Genomic DNA, 26,633 nt, shown 5'->3' with positions numbered 1-26,633 from the left:
TCCGATTTTCTCGCACAGAGTTCGCAGAGGTCACAGAGGGGATTGCTCATGTGTCCTGGGCAGGCTGCGAACCGATGTCAAGGAACCTCCGACACCCGAAAGTATAGGCCGGTTTCCGTCGTGTCGTAATCTCTGGTGATTGATTCATCCTCCGCAATAAAAGGTTCCCCTACGGAGTTCCAGATTGCGAGGTCGTTTGACGCCTGGATTTGGTAACGGTGGCCCAGGACAACATGCAAAGTCACTGTCACTCGCTTCGTCTGGATCTCCAGCTTCGGAGCATGAGGTGGAGATGCGATTTTGATTACCGTCGACTCTGAATACCCACGACCGGGGTTTTCGATTTCAAACCTCGTGATCTTTCCATCCTGGATTATCGCTCTTGCTTTGGCCTCCGAACCAAATCTATCCACGATACGCATAAACGGGACCTCCGAATATCCGCTTCCTCCATCAACTACATTGATCCCCACAAGAAACCCATTTACGACCTGCGCGGTAGCTATCGCTCTACGGCTTATTACCGGTTTTTCACCCGTCAGCACCACGTTGAAGGAGTTGCCGGCTTCGACGGCTATTATCATTTCATCCAACTTCGCGTTGAGGTTGGATCCGTTTCCCCAAGCTACAACCGTTCCGTCAGCGGTGGCGGCTACACTGTGATCCCATCCGGCGGAGATGGCGACAACACCCTTGAGGTTGCCAGGTACATTACGAGCCCCGCTGCCTCCCCAACCCACAACCGTCCCGTCCTTTTTTAGTGCGAGACTATGACTTTGGCCTGCAGCTATAGCGATCACATCTCTTAGCCCCGTTGGAACAACGGATTGGCCCTCAGAATTCCATCCCCAGGCAACCACCGTTCCATCCTTTTTTAGGGCTAAGGAGTGTGCGCCATCTGCCGCGATCGCGATCACTTCGGAAAGTCCCTGCGGTACCGCCAACTCGCCGTTCTCACTTAATCCCCACACGGCTACGGTGCCATCCATCTTTAGCGCGACCGTATGCCCATACCCCGCTGCGATTGCGACGACGTTAGAGAGTCCACTCGGCGGAGAGAGTTGCCCAAAGGGGCCGAACCCCCAAGCGGTCACCGTCCCATCGCTTTTTAGCGCCACCGAATGATATACCCCCGCGGCGATGGCGGTTACGTTGTCGAGGTTCGGCGGGATATCGGTTTGTCGGTCGTTGTTGTAGCCCCATGCAATAACGTTTCCACTAGTCGTTAAAGCAAGCACGTGTCCGCCTGTGCCTGCTGCTATAGCCTTTAGTTTGGGTAGGCCGGATGGCAAATTGGTCTGACCTTGCGAGTTGTTACCCCAAACCCGGATGTTCGAAGGAGCCGGCTCACTTGCGAAGGCTCCAACGGTCATGATCAGCGACGTCGTTACTGCTAAGAATTGCTTCATAGTGCTTAGTGGGTATTGTCTATACTCGATGGAAATACACTCCTTGTTCGAATAACTTATCGCAGCTCATGGGCATCAAATCAAGCCTGGTCGGTTGCGATGTTCACTTTTTAATTAAACATGGTGAAACATGTTACGAAGAGTCTGCGCCTCTAGAGTTGATGTTACGGAAAGTATGCAACTTCGTCGTTGCCTGGGGCCTAGCCGTGAGCAATCCTATTTGATAACGCATCCATGATTGATCGCTGGTTATGTAAATTAGAGCTGTTGCTCCTTCGACGGGCACCGAGTTATTCGGTTTCCATCCGAAGCCGCCGTTATCACACGATTCAGAAGGATGTTGCTTTTCTAGAGCTATTCAACCGCCTTCAAAAGCAGGGCGTGATCATCCAGTCCGTGAATGAGGCATACAACCTGTGGCAACTGTGCCCTCAGACCGCCCGTGTGGAGGGGGACGTCGCAGAGGTGGGTGTTTATCTCGGGGGGACGTCGCGGCTGCTGAGTCAGGTGAAGGGCAAGCGTCGGCTTTTTCTGTTTGATACGTTTGGAGGAATGCCCGAGGTGAAGGCGGGGGTGGACAAAGTGCACGCGGGGACTTTTGCTGAGACTCGGCTGGGGGATGTTCAGCGTTTGATGGAAGATCAGAGTGGAGTGCACTTCTGTCCAGGGTTCTTTCCGGAGACGACCAAACTATTGCCGACGGACGCTCAGCGATTCTCGTTCGTGCATCTGGATGTAGATATCTACCAGTCCACGTTGGATGGCCTGAGGTTTTTCTATCCGCGGATGGCTCCTGGAGGGATGATCGTATCGCACGACTACCGGTATCTGCAGTGCCCGGGCGTCCGGCAAGCGTACAGTGAGTTCTTCGTCGACAAACCCGAACCCCTCATCGAACTCTGGGACACCCAATGTCTGATGGTGAAGAGATGAGCACCCAGCGCAGCTTACCGAGCGAGTCCTAGTTTTCTGGTCAGGACGATCTCAACTTCAAACACTAGGAGTCTGCCAGGAGGCTTGAATTTCAGGCGAGTATTCCCAGTACGACAGTGGCGCCCAGGGAGCCTCCTCGCCGGCAAAAAGAAAGCAATCGCCTTTAAAGAAGATCGAGGTCGATTGCTGAACCGTATTGCCAGGGGGATATCCATAGAAGTCTATTCGGGAATAGCCTTCCGTTCTATACAGGTCGATAAACCCGAAGCCTGGTTTGGGGCCTTGATTGCCATCGGAATTATCAATTATCACTGCACCGTTTGCATTCAATAGTTGGAGTGACCTTTCAGCACACTTGTAGCGATCGAGTCCGTCGCATACAACGAGATCAAATTTCCTTGTCCCAAGCAAATGGTCTACATCAGAGATGTCGTTTTTGACTAAGTGTAGTTCCACGTTGGAGGGTACCAAAGGCTGCAGTTTTCGAAACCAATCAGAATCTGCTTCGAAAGAAGTTACACTTTTGCATCGTTTCCCCCAAAAAAAAGTTGATTGCCCGGCTCCCCACTCAAGGAGTGTCTTACTGGATAGGTTCTTCATCATCAGGAACTGGATGGCAGAATACGTGAACCAGGGGATGGGCTCGCCTTGGCGAGTCATGGCTTTGCTAGCCAGGCAGCTGCGCAAATGCCCAGTCTCGAGGCTGAAATGCAGAGGTCCTAACACGGCGTTGGATGCTTTTCTTAGACACTCCCACAGGGGTTTGGGTAAGGTTGACCTCAAACGGTCTGCTAGCGTGTTGATATGCATTTCTGATATGCAAGAATCATAAGCGGGTCACTGTCAAAGCATTTGCAACTCGGGTTGTAAGTCGCTGCTTTTGGCGAACCTTAGGCCGAGTGCATTCTATTTCTAAGGAAAAGCGCCCGTGGTGTTCCATCACACTGCGGTTGCCTTTCCTTTAATTGCTACGGATCGGTGGACTTACCGGCATGGACTAAGTAACGGTCATCGGACTTGGCCAAGTTTCGCCGCGCTAGTCTGGGTGTTCGGCGCTCGAAACCCTTGGATGACGGCGGTGGGCTTCTTTCAGTCTTAGTGTAAAGTCCGAGGTTAGGAGTCCTCGCATCATCGTCTAGAAACCCCCATCGGGAAAATAGTGTCGCAAAGTAGGGCAATGGCTTATCGCAGGCTAAAGGTGACTGTCCCTAAAACAAGGAGTCCAGGGGGCGTTTTTTGGGACACTATCCCTAATCTTAGCGATTGTTTTGCGTCTAATCTCTGCTAAGGTTTGAGAATTAACGGATGTGGTCGCTCCCAGAGTGCTTTAATGTCTCGGTGAGCCCGTTGTTGAACATTACATGGTGTGGGTGCCGCTCAATTCCTAACACCTTTTTGGGACGCTATTTTGACCTTGTTGTAGCGTTCGGTGGAGCTAGTGCTTACTCACGAGGAGGGGATTATCAGATCTCGGTCTATTTGAAGCTAATGAAAACGAATAACTTTCTGCGACTTGTTTGCGCTTTGCTGCTTGCACCATTGGTTATAGTTGGCCAAGGGAGAGCAAACGAAACGTTAGTCGTGCCAAGCTCCTTAGCCTTGGTGGAGGGGCAAGGGGCATCCGCTGGATTCGCAGTAAGGATAAGGCTCCAGCAGCTATATTCTTCATCTCTGTTTCCTGATCAGGTTATTGTCATAAGGGAACTTCGGTTTAGGCCAGACATAACTTACGCTGTCGGTCCCTTTGAGGGTAATTTGAACGATATACGATTCAAGCTATCCACCACCTCAAAGTCCGCAGCTAGCATGAGCTCGGTGTTCGATGAAAATCTGTCCATGGATGCTTTGGACGTTTACTCAGGCTCTTGGAACGTTGCGACCGCCTTTGAGGGGCCGTTTTCAGGCCCCAAAAAGTTTGACGTGCGCCTTCCCCTGCAAAGGCCATTCCGATATGATCCACGACTCGGAAACTTACTGCTCGAATACCGCAACTTCTCGACGCTTGCTAGCAGATTCCACACCGACTCGGCGAGTATTCCTGGTGGCCCAGTTAAGATGATATTTAGCGACGGTGATCCGAACGCTTTGGTTGCCTCCGCTGGCAGCGATGGAGCCGATGTCGTGGAAATTGTCTGGAGTTATGAAGACGGGGGCACCCCATACATTGCTGCTCAACCTGTAGATCAGGTCCTCGAGGAAAGCGGAACTGCCCGTTTCGAGGTGTCAGCTGTAGGTGCTGAGCCTCTCAGGTATCATTGGTACCGAAACGGAAATCTGTTGTCAGATGCCGGTTCGTCTACCCTGGTCTTAGACAATCTAGGGCCTAGCGATTCCGGGGCTATCACCGTAGTCATCTCCAACTCTTTTGGTGTGGTTACCAGTAAGGTCGCTCGGTTAGAAATCCTAACTTCTACAACTTATGCTCATGTTGTCCCACGTGGACTTGAGTCAGTGGAAGGTTCGGGCGCCTGGGCAACCTTCAGCAACCCGATTCATATGCAGGAGGTTTACCACTCTTCCGAGTTCGTTCCCACGCCGGTCTACATCCGAGAACTTCGATTCCGTCCCGATTCTAAGCTTTCCGCCATGGCAATTACGCAAACTGTATCCCGAGTGGCTGTTCGTCTATCAACAACGAAGACCGAGCCTGCACAGATGAGCAAGACATTCTCATTCAACGCAGGATCAGACGAAACGCTTGTCTACGATGGGTCTTGGGAATTGCGTACGGCGTTTAATGGGCCGGCTCAGGGACCAAAGGATTTCGATATAGTCCTCAAGTTTCAAAAGCCATTCTTCTATGACCCTACTCGTGGTAATCTGTGTGTTGATTTTCGTAACTACGGTGGGCTGCCAGTACGCTTTCACCATGACGCGCTGAGTAACGGCTCAACCGCTGCTCAAAACCGTCGGCCCGTCGGCTCCGCTTTTTCCGACCAAGATCCGAACGCGCTCGTAGCCTCCGTCGTGGTTGCTGCGGCGTCAGCAGTGGAGCTAGGTTATAGTTTGGGAGCTGGCACGGCTCCGTTGGTTCTTCGTAAACCACTTGCGACCACTACCACTGAGGGTGGGACTGCGCGCTTTCAGGTCCATGCCCTGGGGTCGATGCCCCTCCATTATCAGTGGTTTGGAGATGGGATCGCCATTAGTGGAGAAACCGGTTCTGAGCTTGTCATCACGAACGCGAGTCCTCGAGACGTGGGTGTCTACTCGGTGGTGGTTTCAAATGCATTTGGAGTTCTGAAAACACCGGACGTAAGTCTCTCGGTTATTCCGCGTGACTCTTTGGAGTTGGTAGTCCCAGGTGCCTATTCCGCCGTGGAAGGTTCTGGTGCCTCGGCTGGACTTAGTGTGAAGATCCGTCTTCAGGAGATGTATTCTGCATCCATGTTCCCTCTTCGTCCGATAGTCATCCACGCAATCCGGTTTCGCCCAGATATTACTTATGCCGTTGGGCCCTTTTCCGGAGTTTTGGATAACATAGTTTTTCGCATGGCTACTAGCTCGAAGTCTGTGGATAACATGAGTCGAACATTCGATGAAAATTTCGGTCCTGATGTTCAGGAAGTGTTTCGTGGAGAGTGGAGTATATCGACATCATTTGCGGGTCCCGCAAACGGACCGAAGGAATTCGATGTGACCCTCCCGCTACATCGGTCATTCAAGTATGACCCTAGACTCGGCAATTTGCTGCTGGAGTATCGGAACTATTCGACTCTTCCCCTGCGTTTCCATACGGACGCGGCTAGTGGCGCTGGAAATCTATTGGCGATGGTGTTCAATGACGGTCAGCCTGATGCGGCCATCGGCTCGGTTGCTAACTCAGCTGGAGATGTATTGGAATTAGTCTATACCTTGGATGAGAGTGTGCCTCCTGTCCTCGAGGTAGGCCCTGTGGGGACGGTCGCTGTTGAGGGGGATGAAGCTCAGTTCACAGCCACTGCCTATGGGGGAAGTCCACTTTACTATTTTTGGTTTTTCAACGGTGCCTTGATTCCCGGCGCCGAGTCCTCAACCCTCAACATCTCCCAGGTCTCAAGAGCGAATGAAGGTTTGTATACATTGGCTATAAGTAATCGCAATGGGGTAGTCACGAGCTCTCCGGCGATGCTAAGCGTAGTCGAAAAGCCTTCACGACTCGCGTTTGTGCCAAATTCTCTGGAAACGATAGAAGGCGATGGTGCCTCCGCGGCTGTAAGTGTGGCCATCCGACAGCAAGAGCTATACGCTGGGACGTTGTTTCCTTCAGGGCCCCTTCGAATTACCCAACTCCGCTTTAGAGTGGACAGCAAGCTCGGTACTGGGGATGCGGCCTTTTCTACCACCATCCCGAACATTCAGTTTCGCATGTCTACAACTCACCAGTCTCCGGGGAATTTAAGTTATGTTTTCTCGGAGAACGTTGGGGCAGATGAGTTAACTGTGTTTGATGGTCCTTGGCATTTAACGTCGCGTGCGACGGGTAGCCCGGGAGAATCCAAAACCTTTGATATCCTCCTTCCTCTCCAGCGGCCTTTCGTTTTCGATAGCGCGCTGGGCAATTTGCTTGTAGAAACCAGGACCTTCCAACGTGCTGATCGGCTTTATGTCCTTGATGGGGCTACCCACTCCCAGGATATGCAGCGAGTGTTTATCGAGGACCCCTCCTCGCCCATTGGCGTTGGGGGCGATAGTAGTGCAACGGTCTTGCTAATTGGCTATGAGGTTGTAGACATGCCACCTTCCATCGTCGAAGCGCCGATAGAGACAGAAGTTGTAGTTGGTAATGGTTTCACTTTGTCGGTTCGCGCTAGTGGTTCTTTACCCTTAAGCTATCGTTGGCGTTTCAATGGGGCAGTCATCGACACGGAATCGGGTTCTAGCCTTACAATCACCAACGCTTCGTTCTCTCAAGCCGGGGTTTACTCAGTAGAGATCACGAACTTGTTTGGTCAGGTCAATTCCGGAGATGTTGTCGTCACGGTAAAGCCTGGGCCCACAATTGTGGCGCTTGGTTCCAGCCAGGCCAGGTCCAGTGACGAGGCTGCAGTGGACTGCGTCGTTGAAGCGAATGGTGGAGAGAACGCGGTCTCGTTTAGTTTAAGTTTCGACCAGAGGCTCTTGGCATTTCGCGACTTTATTATCAATCCAGATCTGCGTGGTGCGTCCTTAAACATGAACACCACGCAGATCGCGTCGGGTAAAGTGGGCTTGGCTGTTGCTTTGCCTACCTCCGAGCGCCTGAGCCAAGGTCCGGTGAACCTCGGTAGGTTTATATTTAGGGTTGCCCCAATAACTTCTAACGTAGTTAGTATAATCGACTTCTCTGATCAACCGGTAGTTCGTGAGGTTGTTGACTCATTTGCCAATCCGCTTAGCGCCAAATATCATGCCGGTTCTCTAATGGTCCTCTTTCACGGTTTCGAAGCAGATGTAGCTCCTCGGCCTGAGGGCGACCGGAGGCTTACTCTTGGAGATTGGGTGCAAATAGGTCGCTTCGTTGCTGGGCTGGATGAGCCATCTTCACCTCAAGAATACCAAAGAGTTGATTGTGCTCCAGCAGAGACCGCGGGGGATGGTCGGTTGTCTGTCAAAGATTGGGTCCAGTCAGGCAGATATGCAGCAAGTCTTGATGCAGTTGCGGTAGCAGGGGGGCCATTCTCCAACATCCTCAGTTCACCGCTCTTCGGACCGCCTTCGCTTCAAGATGTGGCGATGACGGTTATCTCTCTCGAGGATTTCAGCGGGGAACCCGGACAAACTGTTTCCGTCCCGATTACCCTTACCGCCTTGGGCGGGGAAGCTGCTATCGGTTTCAGTATTAAATTCGACCCTGCTATCCTCACCTTTGAAAGCGTAGACCCAGACGGTCAGGCTGGTGGGGCTCTGTTCAACATCAATTCCAAACAGAGTTCTATCGGCCGAGTCGGTGTTGCTTTGGCTCTGCCAGGTGGAACCCAGTTCTCAGCGGGAATCAAGCACATCGCCAGGGCCGTCTTTACTGTAAGGTCGGTGAGGGCCGGTTCCAGTGCACTGACCTTCGGTGACGTTCCGGTTGTTCGTGAAGTTGTGAACGGGGGCGCCAAAGAGATGCCAGCCGCCTATGGCCCAGGCGCGATAACGATCGGAACCGGCGCGCCGGAGATCCATATCGCCGTCGAGGGTAGTTCCCTGGTAGTCACGTGGCCGGCATCTGCCTCCGGTTTCGTCCTCGAATCGTCACCTGCTATCCATTCTCCGGTGTGGGCTGCGGTCGTCCCCGAGCCAGTCAAACAGGGGCAAGTCTTCCAGGTTAGGTTGCCAGTCCCTCCTGGCGGGCAGACCTACTTCCGCCTCCGCCAATAGGTCAAAATATTTCAGGCTCGGTGAGCGACCCGAGAATCTTGTCGCTCACCGAGTTTCTTTGTCTTAGCGTCTCGGAAGAATTTGAGCCGATTCCTAAACGACCCGGTGGTCGGTAGTGGTTTTGGCTGCGGTTTCCGACATGCACAGCCCTTTCTCGATCTGCGCCAATCTAGTCAAACGGGGAATCTTTGACCCGTTTATGATACTGAACGTCCTTGAGATAAGGGCTCTCCTCCGTGACTGCCCGCGTGTATTGGATGTGGGATGCGGCCTCGCTTCCCCTCTACAGTACCTCGGACTCCAAAACTCGGTGGGTATCGATGGCTATGAGCCAGCCATCGCCAACGCCAGACGTACGGGCACTCACTCAGAGTTTGTCGTCGGAGATATTCGACAACTACCCACTGTATTTCGCGAGAAGCAATTCGATGCGTGCATTGCCCTCGACGTCATCGAACATCTGCCCAAGGAGGATGGCTTTCAGCTCATTCGATCTATGGAGAGCGTAGCGAAGAAACGGATCATCTTCCTGACCCCGAATGGGTTCTTGCCGCAACGACATCAAGAACGAGATGACCTTCAAGAGCATCTCTCTGGCTGGACAGCCTCCGAGATGAAAGAGCTGGGTTTCTCGGTGTTGGGGATGCTCGGACCAAAGTCCCTTCGAGGGGAGTTCCATGTTCTAAAACGGCGACCTCGGGCGTTTTGGGCTGTTTACTCGCTGGTGAAGCAGCTGACCTTTACTCGACGGCACCCGGAATCCGCTGCTGCCATCCTTTGTTACAAGGATTTGTGATGCCTACTTCCGCCGAGGTCTGTGCCTCGGTGGGAACCCCACCCAATAGCTGCCAACCCTGCCGGGTGGCGGGGTGTCATTTGAGGTGGATGAGATTGAGGTCATGCTCCGCACGAAGGAGTAGGTGGGACTTGATCGAAGATCGATCCGATTGACTCTATAGGCGATTTTGTTGAGCCCAAGAATGCCTAAGGTTTGGAAGGAGAGAACCGCGGCAAGAAGCGGTGAGGGATAGTGCACATTGAGAGGCCCTCTCGGGGATAGTCTTTCCTGTGCAGCTGGGCCTGGAGCCATGATGGGCTCAACGGAGTTTCGCCCTACCTCCGTGACGACTCCCTTTCAGGTGGCCTAGAAACAATTGCACGCGCGTTGGGGAGGCGAGAAATTCCTTAATGGATTTGCTGGGAGGGTTTCGGCATAGTCCCGCCAGCCTATGTCGATACGACCATCCTCGGGTAACAAATCTGCGCCCGCTCTGGGCAGCTTCGTGCTGCTCGTCATCGTTCTCCTCCTCGTGCTCGGATGGTTGTTCGCCCCCAGCTTCAAGGCCGGCTGGACTCTCTTCCTCAACGATGGACCATTGGGTGCCCTCAAGGCCGATTACAACAAAACCCCCGATGCTTTCTTCGGTGTCTGGTCCGACCTGAATTGGGTCGGTAGCCATGGGGGTAGCTTGTTGCCCAGCTTTACTTTCGGACAGTTCCTCGCGCTAGGACCGGTCGGGTTCTCCAAATTTCATGCCCCGATCGCTCTGTTCATCCTGGGGATTAGCGCCTGGTTATCCTGTCGAGCCCTCGGATTTCACCCCGCCGTGGCGACCCTCACCGCCTTGGCCGCAGCCCTCAACATGAACGTCTTCTCCAACGCGTGCTGGGGACTCTCGTCCCGCCCGTTCGCCCTGGCTACCTCGTTCCTTGCTGTCGGTGCTCTCGGTGCAACCTCCCAAACCAATGTGTGGCTTCGCTGTGCTTTGGCCGGCTTGGCGGTAGGTATGGGGATTACCGAGGGTGCAGATATCGGGGTGCTTTTCAGTCTTTTCATCGGGGCTTTCGCCTTCGTCTTTACTTGGGTGAAGGATAAACCCTCCGTCCAAAGTGCCGTCCAGGGAATGTTCCGGGTCGCTGTGGTGGTTGTGTTCTCCGGGATCATGGCCTTCCACATCATCGATGCGTTGGTCTTCCGTGCCAAAGTGCTGACCGCGGTGGAATCGCAGAAGCAGATCATGTCTCCGGAACAGCAGTGGGACTGGGCGACGCAGTGGAGCCTGCCCAAAGCAGAGTCGTTCCGTTTGATCATCCCCGGCCTCCATGGCTATCGAATGGACACGCCGGACGGGGGGCGCTACTGGGGCACTGCTGGACGTGACCCTCAATGGGAAACTACCAAACGCGGCTTTGCTCGCTTCTCGGGCGCCGGCGAATACGCCGGGGTCACGGTCATGCTCTTCGCCGCTTTCGCCTGCGCCCAGGCGCTTCGTCGTCAAGGAAACCTCTACTCACTCTCCGAACGACGTCTAATCGCCTTCTGGGCAGCCGTGGCTCTGGTCGCTCTGCTCTTCGCCTGGGGTCGCTATGCGCCGTTCTACCGAATCGTCTACGCGATGCCTTATTTCTCGAACATCCGCAATCCGATCAAATGGACGCATATTCTCCACCTGGCGGTGCTGATGTTGTTTGCCTATGGACTTCAAGCTCTCTGGCGCGGGTATCTCGACAAGGCCGTGGCTAAGATCGATCCAGCTAACTGGTGGGCGAAAGCCACTGCTTTCGACAAGAAGTGGGTGTATGGATGCGCTGGCTTTCTCGGCCTGAGCGTTCTGGGCTGGATGCTCTACGCCACCTCTACCGGTGATCTGGTCAAGTATCTGCTCAACAATGCCGTGGCCAGTCAAGGTGAGGCCGAGTCCAGCGTCGCCAAGGAGGTGGCCCGGTTCAGCCAGCGGGAGGTCTTGCTCTATTTGGTGTTCCTGGTGCTTTCGCTCGGCGGGATGATGCTGGGCCTCGCGGGCTTCTTCCGGGATCGTCGGTCCTCCTGGATGGCGGTCATCCTCGGCGGGATTCTGGTGATCGACCTCGCGCGAGCTAACACCCCGTGGATCCAGCACTACGACTACCAGGCAAAGTACGCCAGCAACGCCCTGCTGGACTACCTCAAGGCTCAACCCACTCACCAACGGACCACCGTCGTGCCCTTCGGAATGCAGGAGTTGGCCATGCTTCAGCAGATCTATCATGTGGAATGGATGCAGCAGCAGTTTCCTTTCTACAATATTCCATCCATCGACGTGATCCAGGATCCGCGTCCTTCCCCGGAGAACATCGTTTACCGCGAGAAGCTTCAGCCGAAACCGATTCGGCTCTGGGAACTCACCAGCACACGCTACCTCGTGGGGCTGGCGAATCCCTTCGCGGATCAGCTTAGTCAGCAACTGGACGGTAACCAGGGTCGATTCAAACAGATCATGGCCTTCAGCGTCTTCGATGCCGGATCGCAGCGGATTGGGGTAAGGACGAACGACACCGGTCCGTACGCTCTCTTGGAATTTACCGGGGCGTTGCCGCGGGCCAGTTTGTTCACGCGATGGCAGAGCTACACCAACGATGAGGCATTGTTGAACCGGCTGGCAGATCCCACCTTCGTTCCTGCCCAGGAGGTCTTGATCTCTGGCAATCTGGGTGGGCCGATCGACACCAATGCTCCGGCGGGCAGTGTCGAGCTGACCTCCTACGCTCCGAAGCGAATCCAACTCAAGACTCAGTCGGCCACTGCGGCCGTGGTCATGCTAACCGACAAGTACGACGGAGATTGGAACGTTCGGGTGGATGGACAGCCAGCCACCTTGTTGCGCTGCAACTTCCTAATGCGCGGGGTGCAGGTCCCGGCCGGGCAACACGTGGTGGAGTTCGAGTTCCAGCCCTCGACGACCGGCTTGTATGTCAGCCTGGCCGCTATCGGGATCGGGTTCGTGCTCTGCGGCGTGCTATTGGTGACGGGTAGAAAAGAGTCCTGACCATGTCCTCTTCGCAAGCTCACGAGTCATACTATCACCAGAACGAGGCCTACGCTCAGTTCCTGGCGAGCTGGGACCCGGCCTTCTATGGCAAGTATACCCATGCGCTACGCCCCACTCAGCCGGGCGCTCGGGTCCTCGACGTGGGATGCGGGGTTGGACAGGTCGTAGGCGCTCTCACGCGCGAAGGGGTCGAGGCTTATGGCGTCGACGTTTCCGAGCCGAACGTCGCGCGCGCTCGAGAGTTCAGCAGCCGCTGTCAACTCTACGATGGACAACGATTGCCTTTTCCGGACGGTCATTTCGGATCGGTAGGTGCCCTCAACGTCCTGGAGCACGTCGACGCCGCGGAAGCTTTCCTCGCCGAGATGGTGCGAGTGACAGCGATTGGAGGTCGGGTCGTGGTTTCCAGTCCCAACTTTCGGCGAGCCATTGGTTTTCGTGACTACCATCCCCGGATGCGTGGGCTCAAGCACAAGTGGGAGAATTGGCGTCGCTTGGCCCAGAAGCGGGAACAGATGCGCACCTCGCCTGATGCGGTGCGTTTCGATCGGACGCCGCCCATTGTTAAGGAGCCTTTCGAGCCGGATGACGATGCGATCATTCTGACCAATGCGGTGGAGATGGAATTCTTTCTGAGGCGTTTGGGATGCGAGATCGTTTCGGTGGAGTGCACCGACCGTTACGTGCCGAAGGTGCTAGACTGGGTGCTGAACGCGACTCCGCTGCGCTACTACATGTTCAGCGCCTTCGTCATCGCCCGCCGGTGCACGTGAGTGATGAGTGATGAGTGATGAGTGATGCGGACCCTACAGCGCGAAGAAGGCTGTCATGATCCGTTGCTCAGTAACTCATAACTCGTCACTCGTCACTCGCAATCACGGCATCAGCACCCGCAGGCGCAGATAGGCATGGGGGAGGCCGTTGACGTCGAACCGAGCTTCTTTGAACACGCCTCCCTTCGGGGCCGGACCTTCATCGGAAACGCTGATGGTTCGAGCCTTTCTTCCGGCGAAGCTTTCCCCGGATGCAAACCACAAATCCAGATCTGAGGACCATTCCGGTTTGACGGCCATTCCGTATGTGCTTTGGGGTTGCGTCCAACTCACCACGAATTGCCGCTTGCTGTCGTAAGAGACCAGGATCTTGGGTGCGTCCGCCTGATTGGTAGGGGAAGTTCCGAAATACGCTTCCACACAGTTCATCACTCCATCGCCATCAATGTCTGCATCAGGCCTCCACAGCGCATGAAATTGACAATCCGGATCGGGAAACGAGCCCGGAAAGTTTCGGGTGGCCCAATCGATGTAGCCAGGTGGGAGGTGCTTGAGCGATCTCACGTGAACCTTGGGACCGGGGCGCACCATCTTTCCGGATCTCCCCACGCGACTCCTGGCCATCGCACCCGCGATGAATTCGCCCGGTTCCGAGTTGGGTTGGATGGGAACGATCGCTTCGTAGATGCCGTCCACGGCGGTCCCGGAGATGCGGTTCGCTTCACTCAACACCTCGCCAGCGACAACGGAAGCCAGGTTTGATCGGGAGAGCTGCACAAAGCTGCTCTCGGTGTCGTCCAGGCCGCTGGAGGCTTTGACGCGCAACCGGATCTTCACCGGTGTTGCGAGATCTCCACAACCGACGAACGCCAGTTGAGGATCGACTTTGAGAATCTCCACCTCCGGAAGGCTGGAGTCGATGTCCCCCTGATTCACGACCAAGAGTTCCCTTGCGCTGTTCGGTGGAAGGGGAGTGTGTCCTAAAAGACCGAACTCCATCGGATTCCCTCGCAGCGGCTGAATTAGGACGGCCAAAGCCCATCGGCCCGGGAGGCAGCCTTTAGGAATGGTGAGTAGTGCCTCCCAGCGTCCGATGGTAGGCGTGGTGGAGATCAGGGTTCCGGCGATGCTGAGGATCGGCGGGTCATCTGAATCGCGTGGACTCAGATGGAACGTGACGCCGCGAATCTCCGTGTTGAGTCCGACCTCCGCTATGGCCATCACGTTACGGTTACCGGAGGTTATATCAACAATGCCTGGAACAAGATTGGCGCGCTTGAGTTGCGGAGGCAGGTCAGGACCAGCCGCTTCCTCCGGAGGGCTGACCAGCCCGTCCGAGTGTGAGAATGCAGGCGGACTAGGTAGCAAGTGGGCCAGCGGATCTAGCTCGGCTGGATCGGTCTCAGCTGTTTCGATTTGGGGTGCGGACAGAGGGAGGGCAGGAGGTTCGACGCTCTGTCCCTGGGCTTTTCGAATCGGAGTTAGTAACAGCGATAGCCATACACATAGGACTGCCGCCGCCAGTGCGGCAGGAAGCGCACCGAGACGACGATGTTCTTGGTTTACTAGGATGGCCATGATCAATTAACCGCCAACCCTCTTATCGGCCAGGAAACGCGTTTCGTTTATGGAGAAAAAGCTCCCGCGGGCCATTTGCGGGAAAGGGCCCGATTTTTAAAACCGTACACCCGGCACCCGACACCCGACCGCAGTTGGCACCTGGCAACTGGCACCTGGCAACTGGCACCTGGCAACTGGGAGCCGTCCTTTGCGGTTCATCGATAGGTATGCTTCGGACCAACTCAGACAACCCGAACTCCTTCCTCTCACACTTTTCAGTGTCCCTTTAAGCCAAATCCTGAATCTTGGGCAGCTTTTGTTTCATCGACAATACTCGCTCAAACAAGTCCCCCATTTTTTTGACCCGTTGGAGCACCTCATCGGGGCCGAAGAAGAGCGAATCGGCATTGCGGGATTTCGTAGCCAGAGTGACCTCTTTCCAGGTGAGAGGTGTGGAGACTGAGGGGAATTCTTTGGCGCGCAGCGAATACACATTGACCGTCGTCTTGTGCGCATCGTTTTGGCTCCAATCGATGAAGACCTTCCCTGCTCTCAGCTTCTTTTCCATGCGTGCAACCACCGACTTCGGATAACGCTCGGCCATGGCTTGCGCGACCTGTCGCGCAAATTCTTTCGTCTGCGTATAACTGACGGGTGAGTTCAGCGGCAGGTAAATCTGTAGTCCTTTAGAACCAGAGGTTTTCGGGAAACACTCGCGTTTCAGTTTATCAAAAAGGGCTTTGAGGCGCAACGCCACGACGCAGCAGTCGAGGATGTTCGCGGGTTCACCGGGGTCGAGGTCGAAAGCTACCGCCCTTGGTTTTTCGACGGCTGGCGCGACATGAAGAAACGTATGCAGCTCCAGATTTGCGAGATTCGAAGTCCACACCAGAGCCGATAGGCTGTTGATGACACAATAGTCGATACTGCCTTCGGTCTTTTTCACCTTTATCGTCTTAACCCAAACTGGTTTGTGGCTGGGACATTGCTTTTCGTAAAAGTATTTACCCTCCACACCGTCCGGGTAGCGTTTCATCGTCAGAGGACGGTTTTTCAAATGAGGCAGGAGCCAGGATGCGATGTTGATGTAGTAGTTGATGACCTCTCCCTTGGTGAACCCTGTTTTTGGATAGAACACTTTCTCCACGTTGGAAACGTCAAGTTCGCGACCCTTAACCGTAATCTTTGACGTCTTTCTCATGGCATCTCGCGAACGACATCCCTGGCGTTTTTATCGTCGCGCAGCCCAAGGAATGCCGGGTGTCGCATCTTCGAATCGCGGGTCCACTCGTGAAACGTGACTTGGCATACCAACGAGGGCTTGACCCAATGGCAGCGCTTCATCTCGGAAGGCGTGATACCCTGCCCATACCGCCCCCGGTGTTTTTCGGGCAAGTTCACAAAGGGACATCGGGCGGTGCTCAGCGCATCCATTTTGGCCTTGAGGAGCTCCAGCACTGCGTCGTCGAAACCCGTTCCAACTTTGCCGGAGAAGATGAGCTTTCCGGCTCGATGAACTCCGGTCAGAAGCGATCCAAAATGGGGGCGGGTGCCCTGTGGATCGGTGTAGCCACCGATCACCACTTCCTGTGATTGGGTGATCTTGAGTTTAATCCAGGTTCCTGAACGCGTGCCTGGCTCATACCGGGAACCCACGCGCTTGCCGATGACGCCCTCAAGGCGATGCTTGCGCATTTCCTTGAGCAGCAGTGAGGCATCTCCGCCGAGTGAGGGTGAATAGTGAATCATTCCGCTGGGGGGAATCAGCTCTTTGAGTGTCGCTTTTCTGACTTCAATGGGTTGATCGCGGAGGCTTTTCCCCTCTAGCTCCAATAGATCAAAAGCATAATAGGCCAGCGGAGGACTCTGCGTTCCGATGGCGTAGGACTGCAGGAGCCGGAACGAGGAATGACCTCTCTCGTCCAACGCCACCAGCTCTCCATCGATAATGGCCTCTTCCGCGCGAATCGATTTCGCCGCTTCCGCGATTTCAGAAAAGCGGATGGCCAAGTCCTTCTCGTTCCGGGAGAGCAATTGAATCTGATCACCCTGCTTAAGGATCAGGGCCCGATAGCCATCGAATTTCAGCTCGTAGAACCACTCACCCTGAGGAACCGCTTTTAGCGGCTTGGCCAGCATGGGAGGAATGAACGAAGCGATCGCGCCCCGCACTCGTTTCCGTGCTGCGCCGCGTTTGGGAGCCTTTCCTGGGCTGGTTGCGTGGGCTCTTCCGGGTTTCGCAGCTAAGCCTTGCTGGGCGAGGGCTTCCATGCTTTTGCCCGATTTGGCTGAGGTGTTGTCCGCCTTCTTGGACACGGGCTTCATATCATCACCCGCCCTGATCAGTAACCACTGTGTTGCGTCCTTGAGCCGAACCAGGTGCCAGTCGCCTTTCAGCTTGGTTCCCGCTAGCGAGAAGCTGAGTTTGCCGTCGCGATGCGCCTTGATCGGGTCGACGTTGCCCATATGGAACGTGCCCTTGTCCCATACCAACACCGTGCCCCCGCCATACTCCCCCTGAGGAATGGTGCCCTCGAAATCAATGTACGAAACCGGGTGATCCTCCACCTGTACCGCCAGACGTTTTTCGGATTTTCTCAGCGGGATACCCTTAGGCACCGCCCACGATTTGAGCGTGCCGTCAATCTCCAGTCGAAAATCGTAATGAAGCCGCGAGGCTGCGTGCTTTTGCACAACAAACCTCGATTCTTTCGCGCGTGCAGCCCGGCGAGGTCGGGGTTCCCGAGTCCGCTCGAAGTTTCGTTTGCTCTGATATTGGGTTAAAGACATAGCCCGAAATCATGCCACCTTGTCCTTCGCCTTCGCCCTGGCCTTTTTGCGGTCGGGTCGTTTCTGGGCATCCTCGACGCTCTTCTGCAGCACTGACATGAGATCGATAACATTGCCTTTAGAACGCCGGGATGCGGGTTTGCGGGAGGACTTGGTGGGGTGCTGAATTTTCTCCTCAATGACCTTCTCAAGCAGAACGTGATAATCATCCTCAACAGCCGTGGGGTCCCATTCCTGAGTCATACTCTCCACCAGCTTCTTGGCCATGGTCTGTTCAGCGGTGCTGACTTTCTGGTCCTTTGGTGTCTTGAAACTCGAGGCATCCAGCAACTCGGCCGGAAAGCGCATGAGTTCGAGCATGATGCCCCGCGCCTGGGGCTTCAGGGCCGCGAGGTGCTGTCGGGTTTTGATGACTACTTTGGCGATGCCAATCTTGCCGGCGTCGGAAAGTGCCTGTCGCAGCAGAACATAGGCCTTTTCGCCGCCCTTCTCTGCTTCCATAAAGTAGGGCTTGTAGAAGAGAAGCGGGTCCACTTCATCCAGAGTCACAAACTGAATGATCTCCACCGTTTGCGTCGCTTCCACATCGACGCGAGCGAAGTCTTCCTCCTTCAGAACCACATATTTGTCTTTCTCGTATTGGTATCCCTTCACAATCTGATCCCACGGGACTTCCTTCCCGTCGGCCTCAGCAACACGCTTGTAGTTGACCGGGCTTAAGTCAGAGCCACGCAGCAGCCGAAACTTGAGTTCCTCGCGACGCGTGGCGGGATAGAGGGACACGGGTATAGACACCAGGCCAAAACTAATGGTTCCTTTCCAGATGGGGCGCATAATGGGTTTGTTTTGCTGCTGGGATCCTGAGCGGATCTCAGGCCAGCCGTTGAGGCTAGGTAAACAGCAGGGTCTTAGGGCTCTTGTCGATATCCCCCCAGTGCAGATTGCATCCGACTCCGTGAATCCAAGGCACTTTGCACGGGCCTAGCAGCTCGCCGCGCTTTTCGCCTGGAGGAATACCAGGACCTTCGCGGTTCAACCTCCACCCCGGCTGTCATTCGAGCGCGTGGCTGTGTGACCTCTTTTCCCAATCGGCAATCTTCAGAACCTTGTCACCATCGCGTAGAGCCCACTGGGGATGGCCTCCGCCGGAATCAGGAACTCCTGGGTCATGACGTCCACCAGTTCCTGTTGCGATTCGATCGAGTGCTTCGTGGCCGGGATTCCCGGCTGCCGAATCGTCATCTCGCGGTTTAACAGTGTTCGACGGGTTCCGTCCAAGCCCGAGCGAGAGAGGATCAGATTCCGTTTGAATTTGGAGTCGGGGCTGGTGCTGGTCCACCAGTTGGCGATCGATCGGTCGATCGCGGGCATTTCCTCCCCGGTAAACTCACTGACGTCCCACCAGGCCTCATCAAAGCGGACCTGGTGGAACCACAGCTTTCGGTCGGTGTCAAAGATCACTCTCCGCCGATCATGGGAGGTCTGCTGTTCCAGCCCGTCTTGAAAGCGGATCGCCCCCGTGAGTGAAACTCCACCCACTCCACAGTCGGCCAGCCATGGTTCCCCGTCCAGATCGAGCTTCAGGAACATGTGTGTGCGCGGGGGAATGAAGTCCCGGGATAGCATCCAGCGGACGCGTGCGCTGAGCGGAAGGACGGAAAACCCAATCGCCCGCAGAGCCAGCAGCAAGAGCTGATTGGTCTCAAAGCAGTATCCGCCCCTTCCGCGATGAACGATTTTTTCCTCGATGGCCCGGGGAGAGAGGTCGATCGGACGACCGACCAGCACATCCAGATTCTCAAAAGGGATGCTGGCAGCGTGACAGGCGGTGATGCCCTGCAAAGTCTCCAGCGTGGCAGTTCGCGGTCCGGAGTAGCCGATCCGACGGCAGTAGGCATCCAGGTTAGGAACGTGAAAATCGTCCATCCCGCGAGTACACCCCACCGGGAAGGCGATGCCGAGTCCATTTTCTGTTTCAGGAGGAATCAGAAAGGGGCCCAAGTTCTCAAACCGCAATGGACGCCATGGACGCGATGGGGGACCCGGAGGGAAGAGGAATCAGAACTCTTCTTTTCCTTCCGACATAGCGCCCTTAGCGTCCATCGCGGTTCAACATCTTCCCCGGCTGGCCTTTCGAGGGCGTCGAAGCCAAAGTCCCTCCATTTCGGTATCGTCAACTGGCGCCAAAAGACGATAACATGGTGATGAGTATGAAAACGGGTGTCGTTCCCCCCTGGCTGCTGGTCGTCGTGAGTCTTTGGAGTGCTCGGCTGTTCGTGTGGTCGGCGGTGCCCCAGTCGCCCGGCGATGCGCGGCTGACTCGCCGGCAGCCAGCTCCGGAAAATCCTGCTGCCCTGCGTCGCAGGCTTGATGGTGAGGCGGCGCTTCGGTCCATGGCCCCACGGGTGCATATCGAGCGCGGACCAATTTCTGGCGGGGCTCGGTGGATCGCCACTTCCCAAGGCTTCCTCACCGGACCCAACGGCACCGGACTCGGCATGTCCGGCGCGCCTGCCCTGGCCGAGCTGGGGGTGGACGCTGCGGATGAACACCGGGTGGTCAAGTCGTTCATCGCGCATCACTCCGCAATCTTCGGCCACGATCCTACGGCACTGACCGATGCGCGCATTCAGCGCGATGTCACCTCCCCCAACAACGGACTTCGAACCACCACCTGGCAACAGCAAATCGATGGGTTGCCCATTCACCGCGCCACCTTGACTGCTCATGTTACGGGCAAAGGGGAACTCGCCGCCATTGGGAGCGAATTATTGGCCACGCTCAACGGCGCGGCCTCGCCTGAGCAACGCCGCCGGCTGGTAAACGGCGACCAGGTCCCTATCAGTGCCGCACAAGCATGGGTGCTGGCTGCGGCTCAGCTGGGATATACCCTCGTCGCGGATACGATCAGCGAGGCGAACCCGCCTCAGGGGGTTGCTCGAACGCAGCGTCTGGCGGCGCCGGGGTGGAGCGAGGTCCGTGCCTCCCTGATCTGGCTGCCTATGAATGCCTCCACCGTGCGTCTTTGTTGGCGGCTCCAGTTGGTGACGCCGTCATCGCGCTTGGGGTATGAAATGTTCGTTGATGCCGATTCCGGAGAGATCCTTTGGAGACGTGGCGTGACGGAAGATGCCTCAGCGCCGGCAACCTTTCGAGTTTTTACCACCGAAAGCCCCACACCCTTCTCACCTGGGTTCTCCACCCCCGTCACCAACCAGCCGCCTGCCGCTGCGCGGACCTTGACCACCCTGACTTCCCTGGACTCGACGGCCTCCCCCAATGGATGGATTGAGGTGGGCGACAATGAACTCGCAGGCAACAATGCATCGGTTAGGTACTACCAACAGACCAGCCCTAACAGCTGGACCACCAAAGCGGTTGAAGGCAGTCCCAGCCGAACCTTTGACTTTCCTCTGGATCTGGCTGCTTCCCCGGCCAGCCGCGTCAAAGCGACATCGGTGAACGCGTTCTATTGGGTCAACCTGGCCCACGATCGGTTTCACAAATTGGGATTCACGGAAGGGCACCGGAACTGCCAGCTTAACAATTTTGGCCGGGGAGGGGAGGGGGGCGATCCCGTCACGGTGAGGGTCAACGACCCATTCACTGAAGACAACGCGTCCATGCTGACTTGGAATGAGGGAGGTAGCCCCGAAATGAGCCTGGGCATTTACACCGGGCCTGATCCGGATCGCGAGTCCGCGTTGAACGGCGAGACGATCCTCCACGAATACGGCCATGCTGTCAGCAACCGCCTGGTCGGAGATGGCACGGGCCTGGATACCGAAGCCGTTCAGAGCCGAGGAATGGGTGAAGGGTGGTCTGACTTCTTTGCCATGGCCCTCACCAGCGCTCCGACTGATCCCGTCCATGCGGTTTATCCTTATGGGGCCTACACCGCTTATCGCAAATGGGGCACTGAGTTTCAGGAGAACTACTACATGGGAACCCGGCGGTATCCCTACTGCACGGACATGTCCAAGAATCCACTCACCTTCAAAGACATCGATCCGGACCAGGCTGATCCTCACATCGGCATCCCGATTTCTTCGCCCCTTGCTACCGCCAACCCGGCGGAGGTTCATAGTCAGGGTGAGGTGTGGTGTGCGATGCTTTGGGAAGTCAGGGCCAACTTGATCACGAAGCATGGGGGAGTCGCGGGCAACCAACTGGCCTTGCAGTTGGTGATGGATGGACTCAGGCTGAGCCCGAACAATCCCACCTTTGTCGCTGCTCGAAACGCCATCCTGGTCGCCGACGCAGTTCTGACAGGCGGCTCGAATCAGGCGGAAATCTGGGCCGGATTCGCCAAGCGCGGCCTGGGGACGGCTGCCACGTGTCCCCCCAGCACAACCACCGCGGGCGTTGTGGAGAGCTTCGATTCCTTGGATGCTCTGACCGTCTATCCTGCGGATGCCACGGAGGTCTCGGGACCGCAGGGGGGGCCGTTTGCCCCGAGCGCGAAGACCTTTACGCTGAGTAATGGGTCGGGCGTCGCTTTGAACTGGCAGGCTCGTACCGAGCCGCCTCTAGAACTTGGCAGTTCCTCCGGCCTCATTCCGGCCAATGGCACCCAGAAACTCAATCTGACCATCAACGCCACGGCGGCGGGGTCGTTGGCTCCCGGAGGTTATTCCTATTCGGTCTACATTACGAACCGGGCCAGCGGAGTTGTCATCCGACGACTCTTCACCGTGCTGGTGGGAATCGACCAGCCTCCGACGGAACGGTTCAGCAATGAGGACTCGGACGCATTTGACCTTTCAGGCCGCAGCCTGTGGTTCGAGCCTGTCGACGGGGGAACGCACTATGTCGTCTGTCGATCGACACCTTCCCCGACCTCCTTCCCGGTGAATCCCGCCCTGGGCCAGACTCTGGACTTCACCAACACCCTTGGGGTGATCGCCACGCTCACCAACAACATCAAGATTCCCTTCTATGGAGCGTTGCGGTCCGCCTTTGAGATCCGTCTCGATGGCTCGATTGTCCCTGGTGCCCAGGACTCACCCTTCGAGGATTATCTAGGCTATCTGGGGCACTTCTGCCTTCCGCGCGTTTCGGGACTTCGGCAGAGCTACGCGAAGACGGTGGGTAGAATTTCCTGGCTGCAGACGGCGGATTCCCTGTGTGCCACGTGGGAGAACGTGGCGCAGTCGCAGTCCGCAAGTTCTCCCAAGGCCAACTTTCAGATTCAACTGATGTTCGATGGAAGAATTCGTGTGACCTTTCTCTCGACCGCTGTGCCTACCGGCATTACGGGGCTCTCTCCCGGGGGGGATCTTCCTCCGTTGTTCGTGGAAACCGACCTCGGTGCCGCGCGCGCCTGTTCGGAGCCTATGGTGGAGTTGAAACTTCCCACGAGTGTCACGGAGGGAGGGCTCCTTCCGGCACGTGGTTCGGTGATGTTGCCAGGCAGGACTTCCGCCTCCGAACGAATCGTGACGCTCAAGGTAAATGATCCCGGGGAGTTGAACATTCCTTCCTCCGTGGTCATTCCTCCCGGACAGGCATCGGCTTTATTTGATCTGAGCGCGGTGAACGATAGTGTGCGGGATGGCAGCCAAGTGGTCTTTGTCACGGCCAGCCGAACTGGATTCACTCCAGCCGTTCGATCGTTGAAGGTTCACGACAATGAGTCTGCCACGCTGTCACTTTCTCTTCCGTCGAGCCGCACCGAGGGCGAGGTCCTGGGATTCGGTCAGCTGAGCTTGAGCGCGCCGGCCGGGGCGTTGATGGGGGTGGAACTGAGTTCCTCGGATCCCGAACTCCTTCCCGTTCCGGCGCTTGTGTTTCTGTCCTCCGGGCAATCCAGTGTCCTGGTGCCATTGGTTGTTCCGGACAACAATCGCATCGAGGGCACACGGAACGTCGTGATCACGGCCCGGGTGCAGAACTGGGGCCAAGCCACGGACACCGTCGCGGTCCTGGACAATGACTCCACTGACCTGGCCTTGCTGGCTCCTGTGTTCCGCAACGAAAGCGAGGGAACGGTGACGAACGGGGCGCAGGTGCGGATCGAAGGCATCCTGACCACCAATCTCTCCGTCCTGTTGGTGAGCGACGATGAATCGGAGGTTCGAACCCCGATTTTTTCGAGCGTCATTCCGGCCGGAGCCACCAACGTTTTCTTCCCGCTCTTCATCCAGGATGATTTAACCGTCGACGGAGCGGTCTTGGTTCGGCTTCGCGCGCTCGCCCCTGGGTTTACGCCCGCGACCAATGTGATCTTCGTTGCCGATAACGACGGGCCGCCTGAGCCCTATCAGCCGCAACCGGAGGATGGGGCGACGAATGTGCCGCCGCACACCGATCTGTCTTGGGGACGGATCGAAGGGGATTTGATCCGGAATGGGGGGTTTGAGACGGGGGATCTGACGGGTTGGCAGCTCGAGAGCTTCGGCACCGGCCTGTTCGCCATCACGGGTGGCGGCTACGATCCCCAATCGGTCGACGGTCCGTTTCCTCCACTGGCAGGCGCCTACAGTGTGCTCTCGGATCAGGCGGGGGCCGGCAAGCAGACGCTATGGCAGGAGGTGCTGGTACCGGTGGGGGCTACGGAGGTCACCCTCCGTTGGACGGATCGGATTCGGAGCCATGGCGGGGTTTTTGGCAGCTCGCATGGTTTTAGGGTTGAAGTTCGAAACACCAATAATGCGGTTCTGGCGACCGTCTTTAGTACGACCACCAATACGCCTGCACTGAGCGATGTTACGAATCGCAGCGTGAGTCTGGCCGCTTGGCGTGGTGAGTGGATCCGGATTGCTTTTGTGGAGCAAGACAGTGGGGGCTATCTCAATGTGCATTTGGACAATGTGCAGCTCTGGGCTCCTCCCGCCGCTCCGACCTTCTTCGATGTCTACTTCGGCACGGATCCATCGCCTGACGCGAGTGAGTATGTCGGCAGCACCACCAACGCTTTTTGGGCGCTCGGACCTCTTCTGCCGGAAACTGCCTATTACTGGCAGCTGCGCTCCCGGCGAAACTCGGTGACCAACAGCGGTCCTATCTGGAGCTTCTCCACCGGTGGGAACATGTTGTTTTCCACTTTGATTGCCAGCAATGCCGTCTGGAAGTATTTGGCGACGACCGTGAATCCCGGTAGCGCTTGGAATGACCCGGGCTTCAATGATTCGGCCTGGGCGCAGGGCCCCGGTAAACTGGGATTTGGAGGCGATGGGGAAAACACCGACATCGAACCGGCGCGGGGATCGGTGACGACTTTCGCTTTCCGGCGGACCTTCACCGTCGCCAATCCCAAGGCGGTCCTGGGATTGGAGGCTCGCCTGATTCGAGACGATGGTGCCGCCGTCTACCTGAATGGGAAGGCGGTTTGGGTGGACAACCTTCCGGCTCGCTACGGTTGGAGCGACGAAGCTCTGAGCTCGCTCGAAGCTTCGCTGGAACGGCAATGGATCACCAACCGGCTTGACCCTTCACTGCTCGTCCCCGGTCAGAATCTCATCGCGGTGGAGATCCATCAGGGGCCGACACGCTTGGTGACCCCGGATCTAGGATTTGCCCTCGAACTCCGAGGGATCTACGACAATGGTAATCACACCCCTTTCGTGGAGTTGACCTCCCCGGTTCCGTTCAGCGTCTTTCAGCAGCCGATTCAACTTCCGCTAGCGGCGACGGCTTCGGATACCAGTGCCACTGGTAATCCGATTCCAGTTTCCAGCGTGGAGTTTTTCGCCGATGGGGACGCGCTCGCGACGGATTCGAGTTCTCCTTTCTCATTCGCTTGGCCGAACGCCCCGGCCGGCCATCATGTGCTCAAAGCGGCTGTGACGGATAGCGGCGGGCTCACGGCGGATTCGGATCCGGTGAACGTGCTGATCCTCCCGCCCTCGGGCAGCGTGCTGGCGGCCTTGATCCCGCGTGGCTCGGTGTGGAGCTATCTTGATAACGGCGTTTACCCTGGTGCCAAATGGACGCAGATCGGTTTCGCGAGCGATCGAACGAAGGGCTGGAAGACCGGGCCCGCTCAACTGGGTTATGGGGATGGGGACGAGTCGACGGTGATCGGTTATGGTGGACGTCAGTTGCAGCGGCACATTACCACCTGGTTCCGCAAACAGTTCATCCAACCCGCCGCGTTGAGCGCACTCTCGATGCGCGTGCTCCGGGACGACGGGGTCGTGCTCTATCTGAACGGGACCGAGATATTCCGCAACAACCTTCCCCCCAGCCCGGGCACTATTCTCACCAATACGTTGGCGACGGTCACTATCTCGGGTGATGGAGAGAATGACTGGGTCCAGGTTCCTCTCCAGTCCTCGGTGGTCTTTCCCTTGTTGAAGCCGGGGGTGAACGTGATTGCAGCCGAGGTTCATCAGTCCTCTTCCAGCAGCCCTGATCTGAGTTTTGACCTCGAACTGACCGGCGTGGGCAATCCCCCTCCGCAGATAGAACTGACCAGCCCTGTGGAAGGCTCGACGCTGGTGCATCCTCCGTCGGTTCTGCTATCAGCGGCTGCGAGTGATGCCTATGGCGGGATTGCGTTAGTCCAGTTCTATCGCGACGGTGCGAATCTTGGGTCGGATACCCTTGCTCCGTATCAGGTCGTGTGGAGCAATCCACCCGTAGGCTCCTATTCGCTCACGGCCGTCGCCACCGACCTGTTGGGCCTCAGTTCCACCTCGCCGCCGGTTCACCTGTTCATCCTCGGACCGGTGGTGATCAATGCCGCGCTAACGGCCGAAGGAATGGTCCTGTTGACCTGGCCTGCGGCTGCGGTGGGGTATGTCTTGGAGAGTGCTGACAGTCTCTCGGACTCCATCCAATGGACTTTGGTCGGTGGCTCTCCTCAGCTGGTTGGCTCAGAGTTTCAGGCTGTCCTGCCCGCGGGAGACCCCCAACGGTACTTCCGGCTGCGATCCCCTTAGTTGCCTGAAGCAGAATATGGAGCGCGGCAGCCCTCTCTCAGCTTTGCTGTTAAGAACGCGGACTAGACAAGCTGGGCAACGCCAGCGTTTCACCCTTTGTCGGCAGGTCCCGAACCCATAGGGTTCAAAGAGATCTAGCCGGGGGTGCTC

General features: G+C 56.5%; 13 protein-coding genes. 6 read left to right on the top strand and 7 right to left on the bottom strand.

The features are described from left to right. Positions 1-77: 77 nt before the first annotated feature. Entirely contained in the window at positions 78-1,409 is a 1,332-nt protein-coding gene (locus JNN07_11760; GenBank protein MBL9168409.1) for a hypothetical protein, read from the bottom strand. A gap of 234 nt (positions 1,410-1,643) precedes the next feature. Here JNN07_11760 and JNN07_11755 point away from each other — a divergent pair, with 234 nt between their 5' ends. Then, complete coding sequence (locus JNN07_11755) at positions 1,644-2,342, top strand: class I SAM-dependent methyltransferase (GenBank protein ID MBL9168408.1); 699 nt, start codon at positions 1,644-1,646, stop codon at positions 2,340-2,342. Between the two features lie 57 nt (positions 2,343-2,399). On the opposite strand, the gene JNN07_11750 is transcribed toward JNN07_11755, so the two are convergent. Continuing rightward, positions 2,400-3,152 (bottom strand): hypothetical protein, encoded by a 753-nt coding sequence (locus JNN07_11750; protein ID MBL9168407.1) that lies wholly within the window; start codon positions 3,150-3,152, stop codon positions 2,400-2,402. Between the two features lie 996 nt (positions 3,153-4,148). Between JNN07_11750 and JNN07_11745 the strand changes: the two genes are divergently transcribed. The 4 genes from JNN07_11745 (at position 4,149) to JNN07_11730 (ending at position 13,248) form a co-directional block, all read left to right on the top strand. Next, on the top strand, positions 4,149-8,666 hold the full coding sequence (locus JNN07_11745) for an immunoglobulin domain-containing protein (protein ID MBL9168406.1): 4,518 nt from the start codon (positions 4,149-4,151) through the stop codon (positions 8,664-8,666). A 199-nt stretch (positions 8,667-8,865) separates the two neighbouring features. Further along, a complete protein-coding gene (locus JNN07_11740; GenBank protein MBL9168405.1) occupies positions 8,866-9,462 on the top strand; it encodes a class I SAM-dependent methyltransferase in 597 nt (198 codons plus the stop codon). 433 nt (positions 9,463-9,895) lie between these two features. Continuing rightward, positions 9,896-12,472 carry a hypothetical protein gene (locus tag JNN07_11735; GenBank protein MBL9168404.1) on the top strand — a complete coding sequence of 859 codons (2,577 nt, stop codon included), beginning with the start codon at positions 9,896-9,898 and terminating at the stop codon, positions 12,470-12,472. Positions 12,473-12,474: 2 nt separating this feature from the next. Continuing rightward, positions 12,475-13,248 carry a methyltransferase domain-containing protein gene (locus JNN07_11730; GenBank protein MBL9168403.1) on the top strand — a complete coding sequence of 258 codons (774 nt, stop codon included), beginning with the start codon at positions 12,475-12,477 and terminating at the stop codon, positions 13,246-13,248. A gap of 102 nt (positions 13,249-13,350) precedes the next feature. Here the strand turns inward: JNN07_11730 and JNN07_11725 are convergent, their stop codons facing one another. The 5 genes from JNN07_11725 to JNN07_11705 all read right to left on the bottom strand — a co-directional run bounded on the left by JNN07_11725 (position 13,351) and on the right by JNN07_11705 (position 19,524). Further along, on the bottom strand, positions 13,351-14,826 hold the full coding sequence (locus JNN07_11725) for a hypothetical protein (GenBank protein ID MBL9168402.1): 1,476 nt from the start codon (positions 14,824-14,826) through the stop codon (positions 13,351-13,353). A gap of 268 nt (positions 14,827-15,094) precedes the next feature. Next, positions 15,095-16,009: a non-homologous end-joining DNA ligase gene (gene ligD, locus JNN07_11720; GenBank protein MBL9168401.1), complete on the bottom strand. Its 915-nt coding sequence runs from the start codon at positions 16,007-16,009 to the stop codon at positions 15,095-15,097. Continuing rightward, the gene (gene ligD / locus JNN07_11715) at positions 16,006-17,598 is read right to left on the bottom strand and encodes a non-homologous end-joining DNA ligase (protein MBL9168400.1); all 1,593 of its coding nucleotides are present in this window, start codon (positions 17,596-17,598) and stop codon (positions 16,006-16,008) included. The genes ligD (JNN07_11720) and ligD (JNN07_11715) overlap by 4 nt, the downstream gene beginning before the upstream one ends. 9 nt (positions 17,599-17,607) lie before the next feature. Beyond that, complete coding sequence (locus JNN07_11710) at positions 17,608-18,432, bottom strand: Ku protein (protein ID MBL9168399.1); 825 nt, start codon at positions 18,430-18,432, stop codon at positions 17,608-17,610. Positions 18,433-18,696: 264 nt separating this feature from the next. Further along, positions 18,697-19,524, bottom strand: a complete 828-nt coding sequence (locus tag JNN07_11705; protein MBL9168398.1) for an arylamine N-acetyltransferase — start codon at positions 19,522-19,524, stop codon at positions 18,697-18,699. A gap of 284 nt (positions 19,525-19,808) precedes the next feature. Here JNN07_11705 and JNN07_11700 point away from each other — a divergent pair, with 284 nt between their 5' ends. After that, entirely contained in the window at positions 19,809-26,483 is a 6,675-nt protein-coding gene (locus JNN07_11700) for a M36 family metallopeptidase (GenBank protein MBL9168397.1), read from the top strand. The last annotated feature ends 150 nt before the right edge of the window (positions 26,484-26,633 follow it).

It is taken from the genome of Verrucomicrobiales bacterium, from assembly GCA_016793885.1.
GTDB lineage: Bacteria > Verrucomicrobiota > Verrucomicrobiia > Limisphaerales > UBA11320 > UBA11320.
Note: the sequence above shows the minus strand (reverse complement) of the source record. Positions and strands in the feature narration are given on the sequence as shown.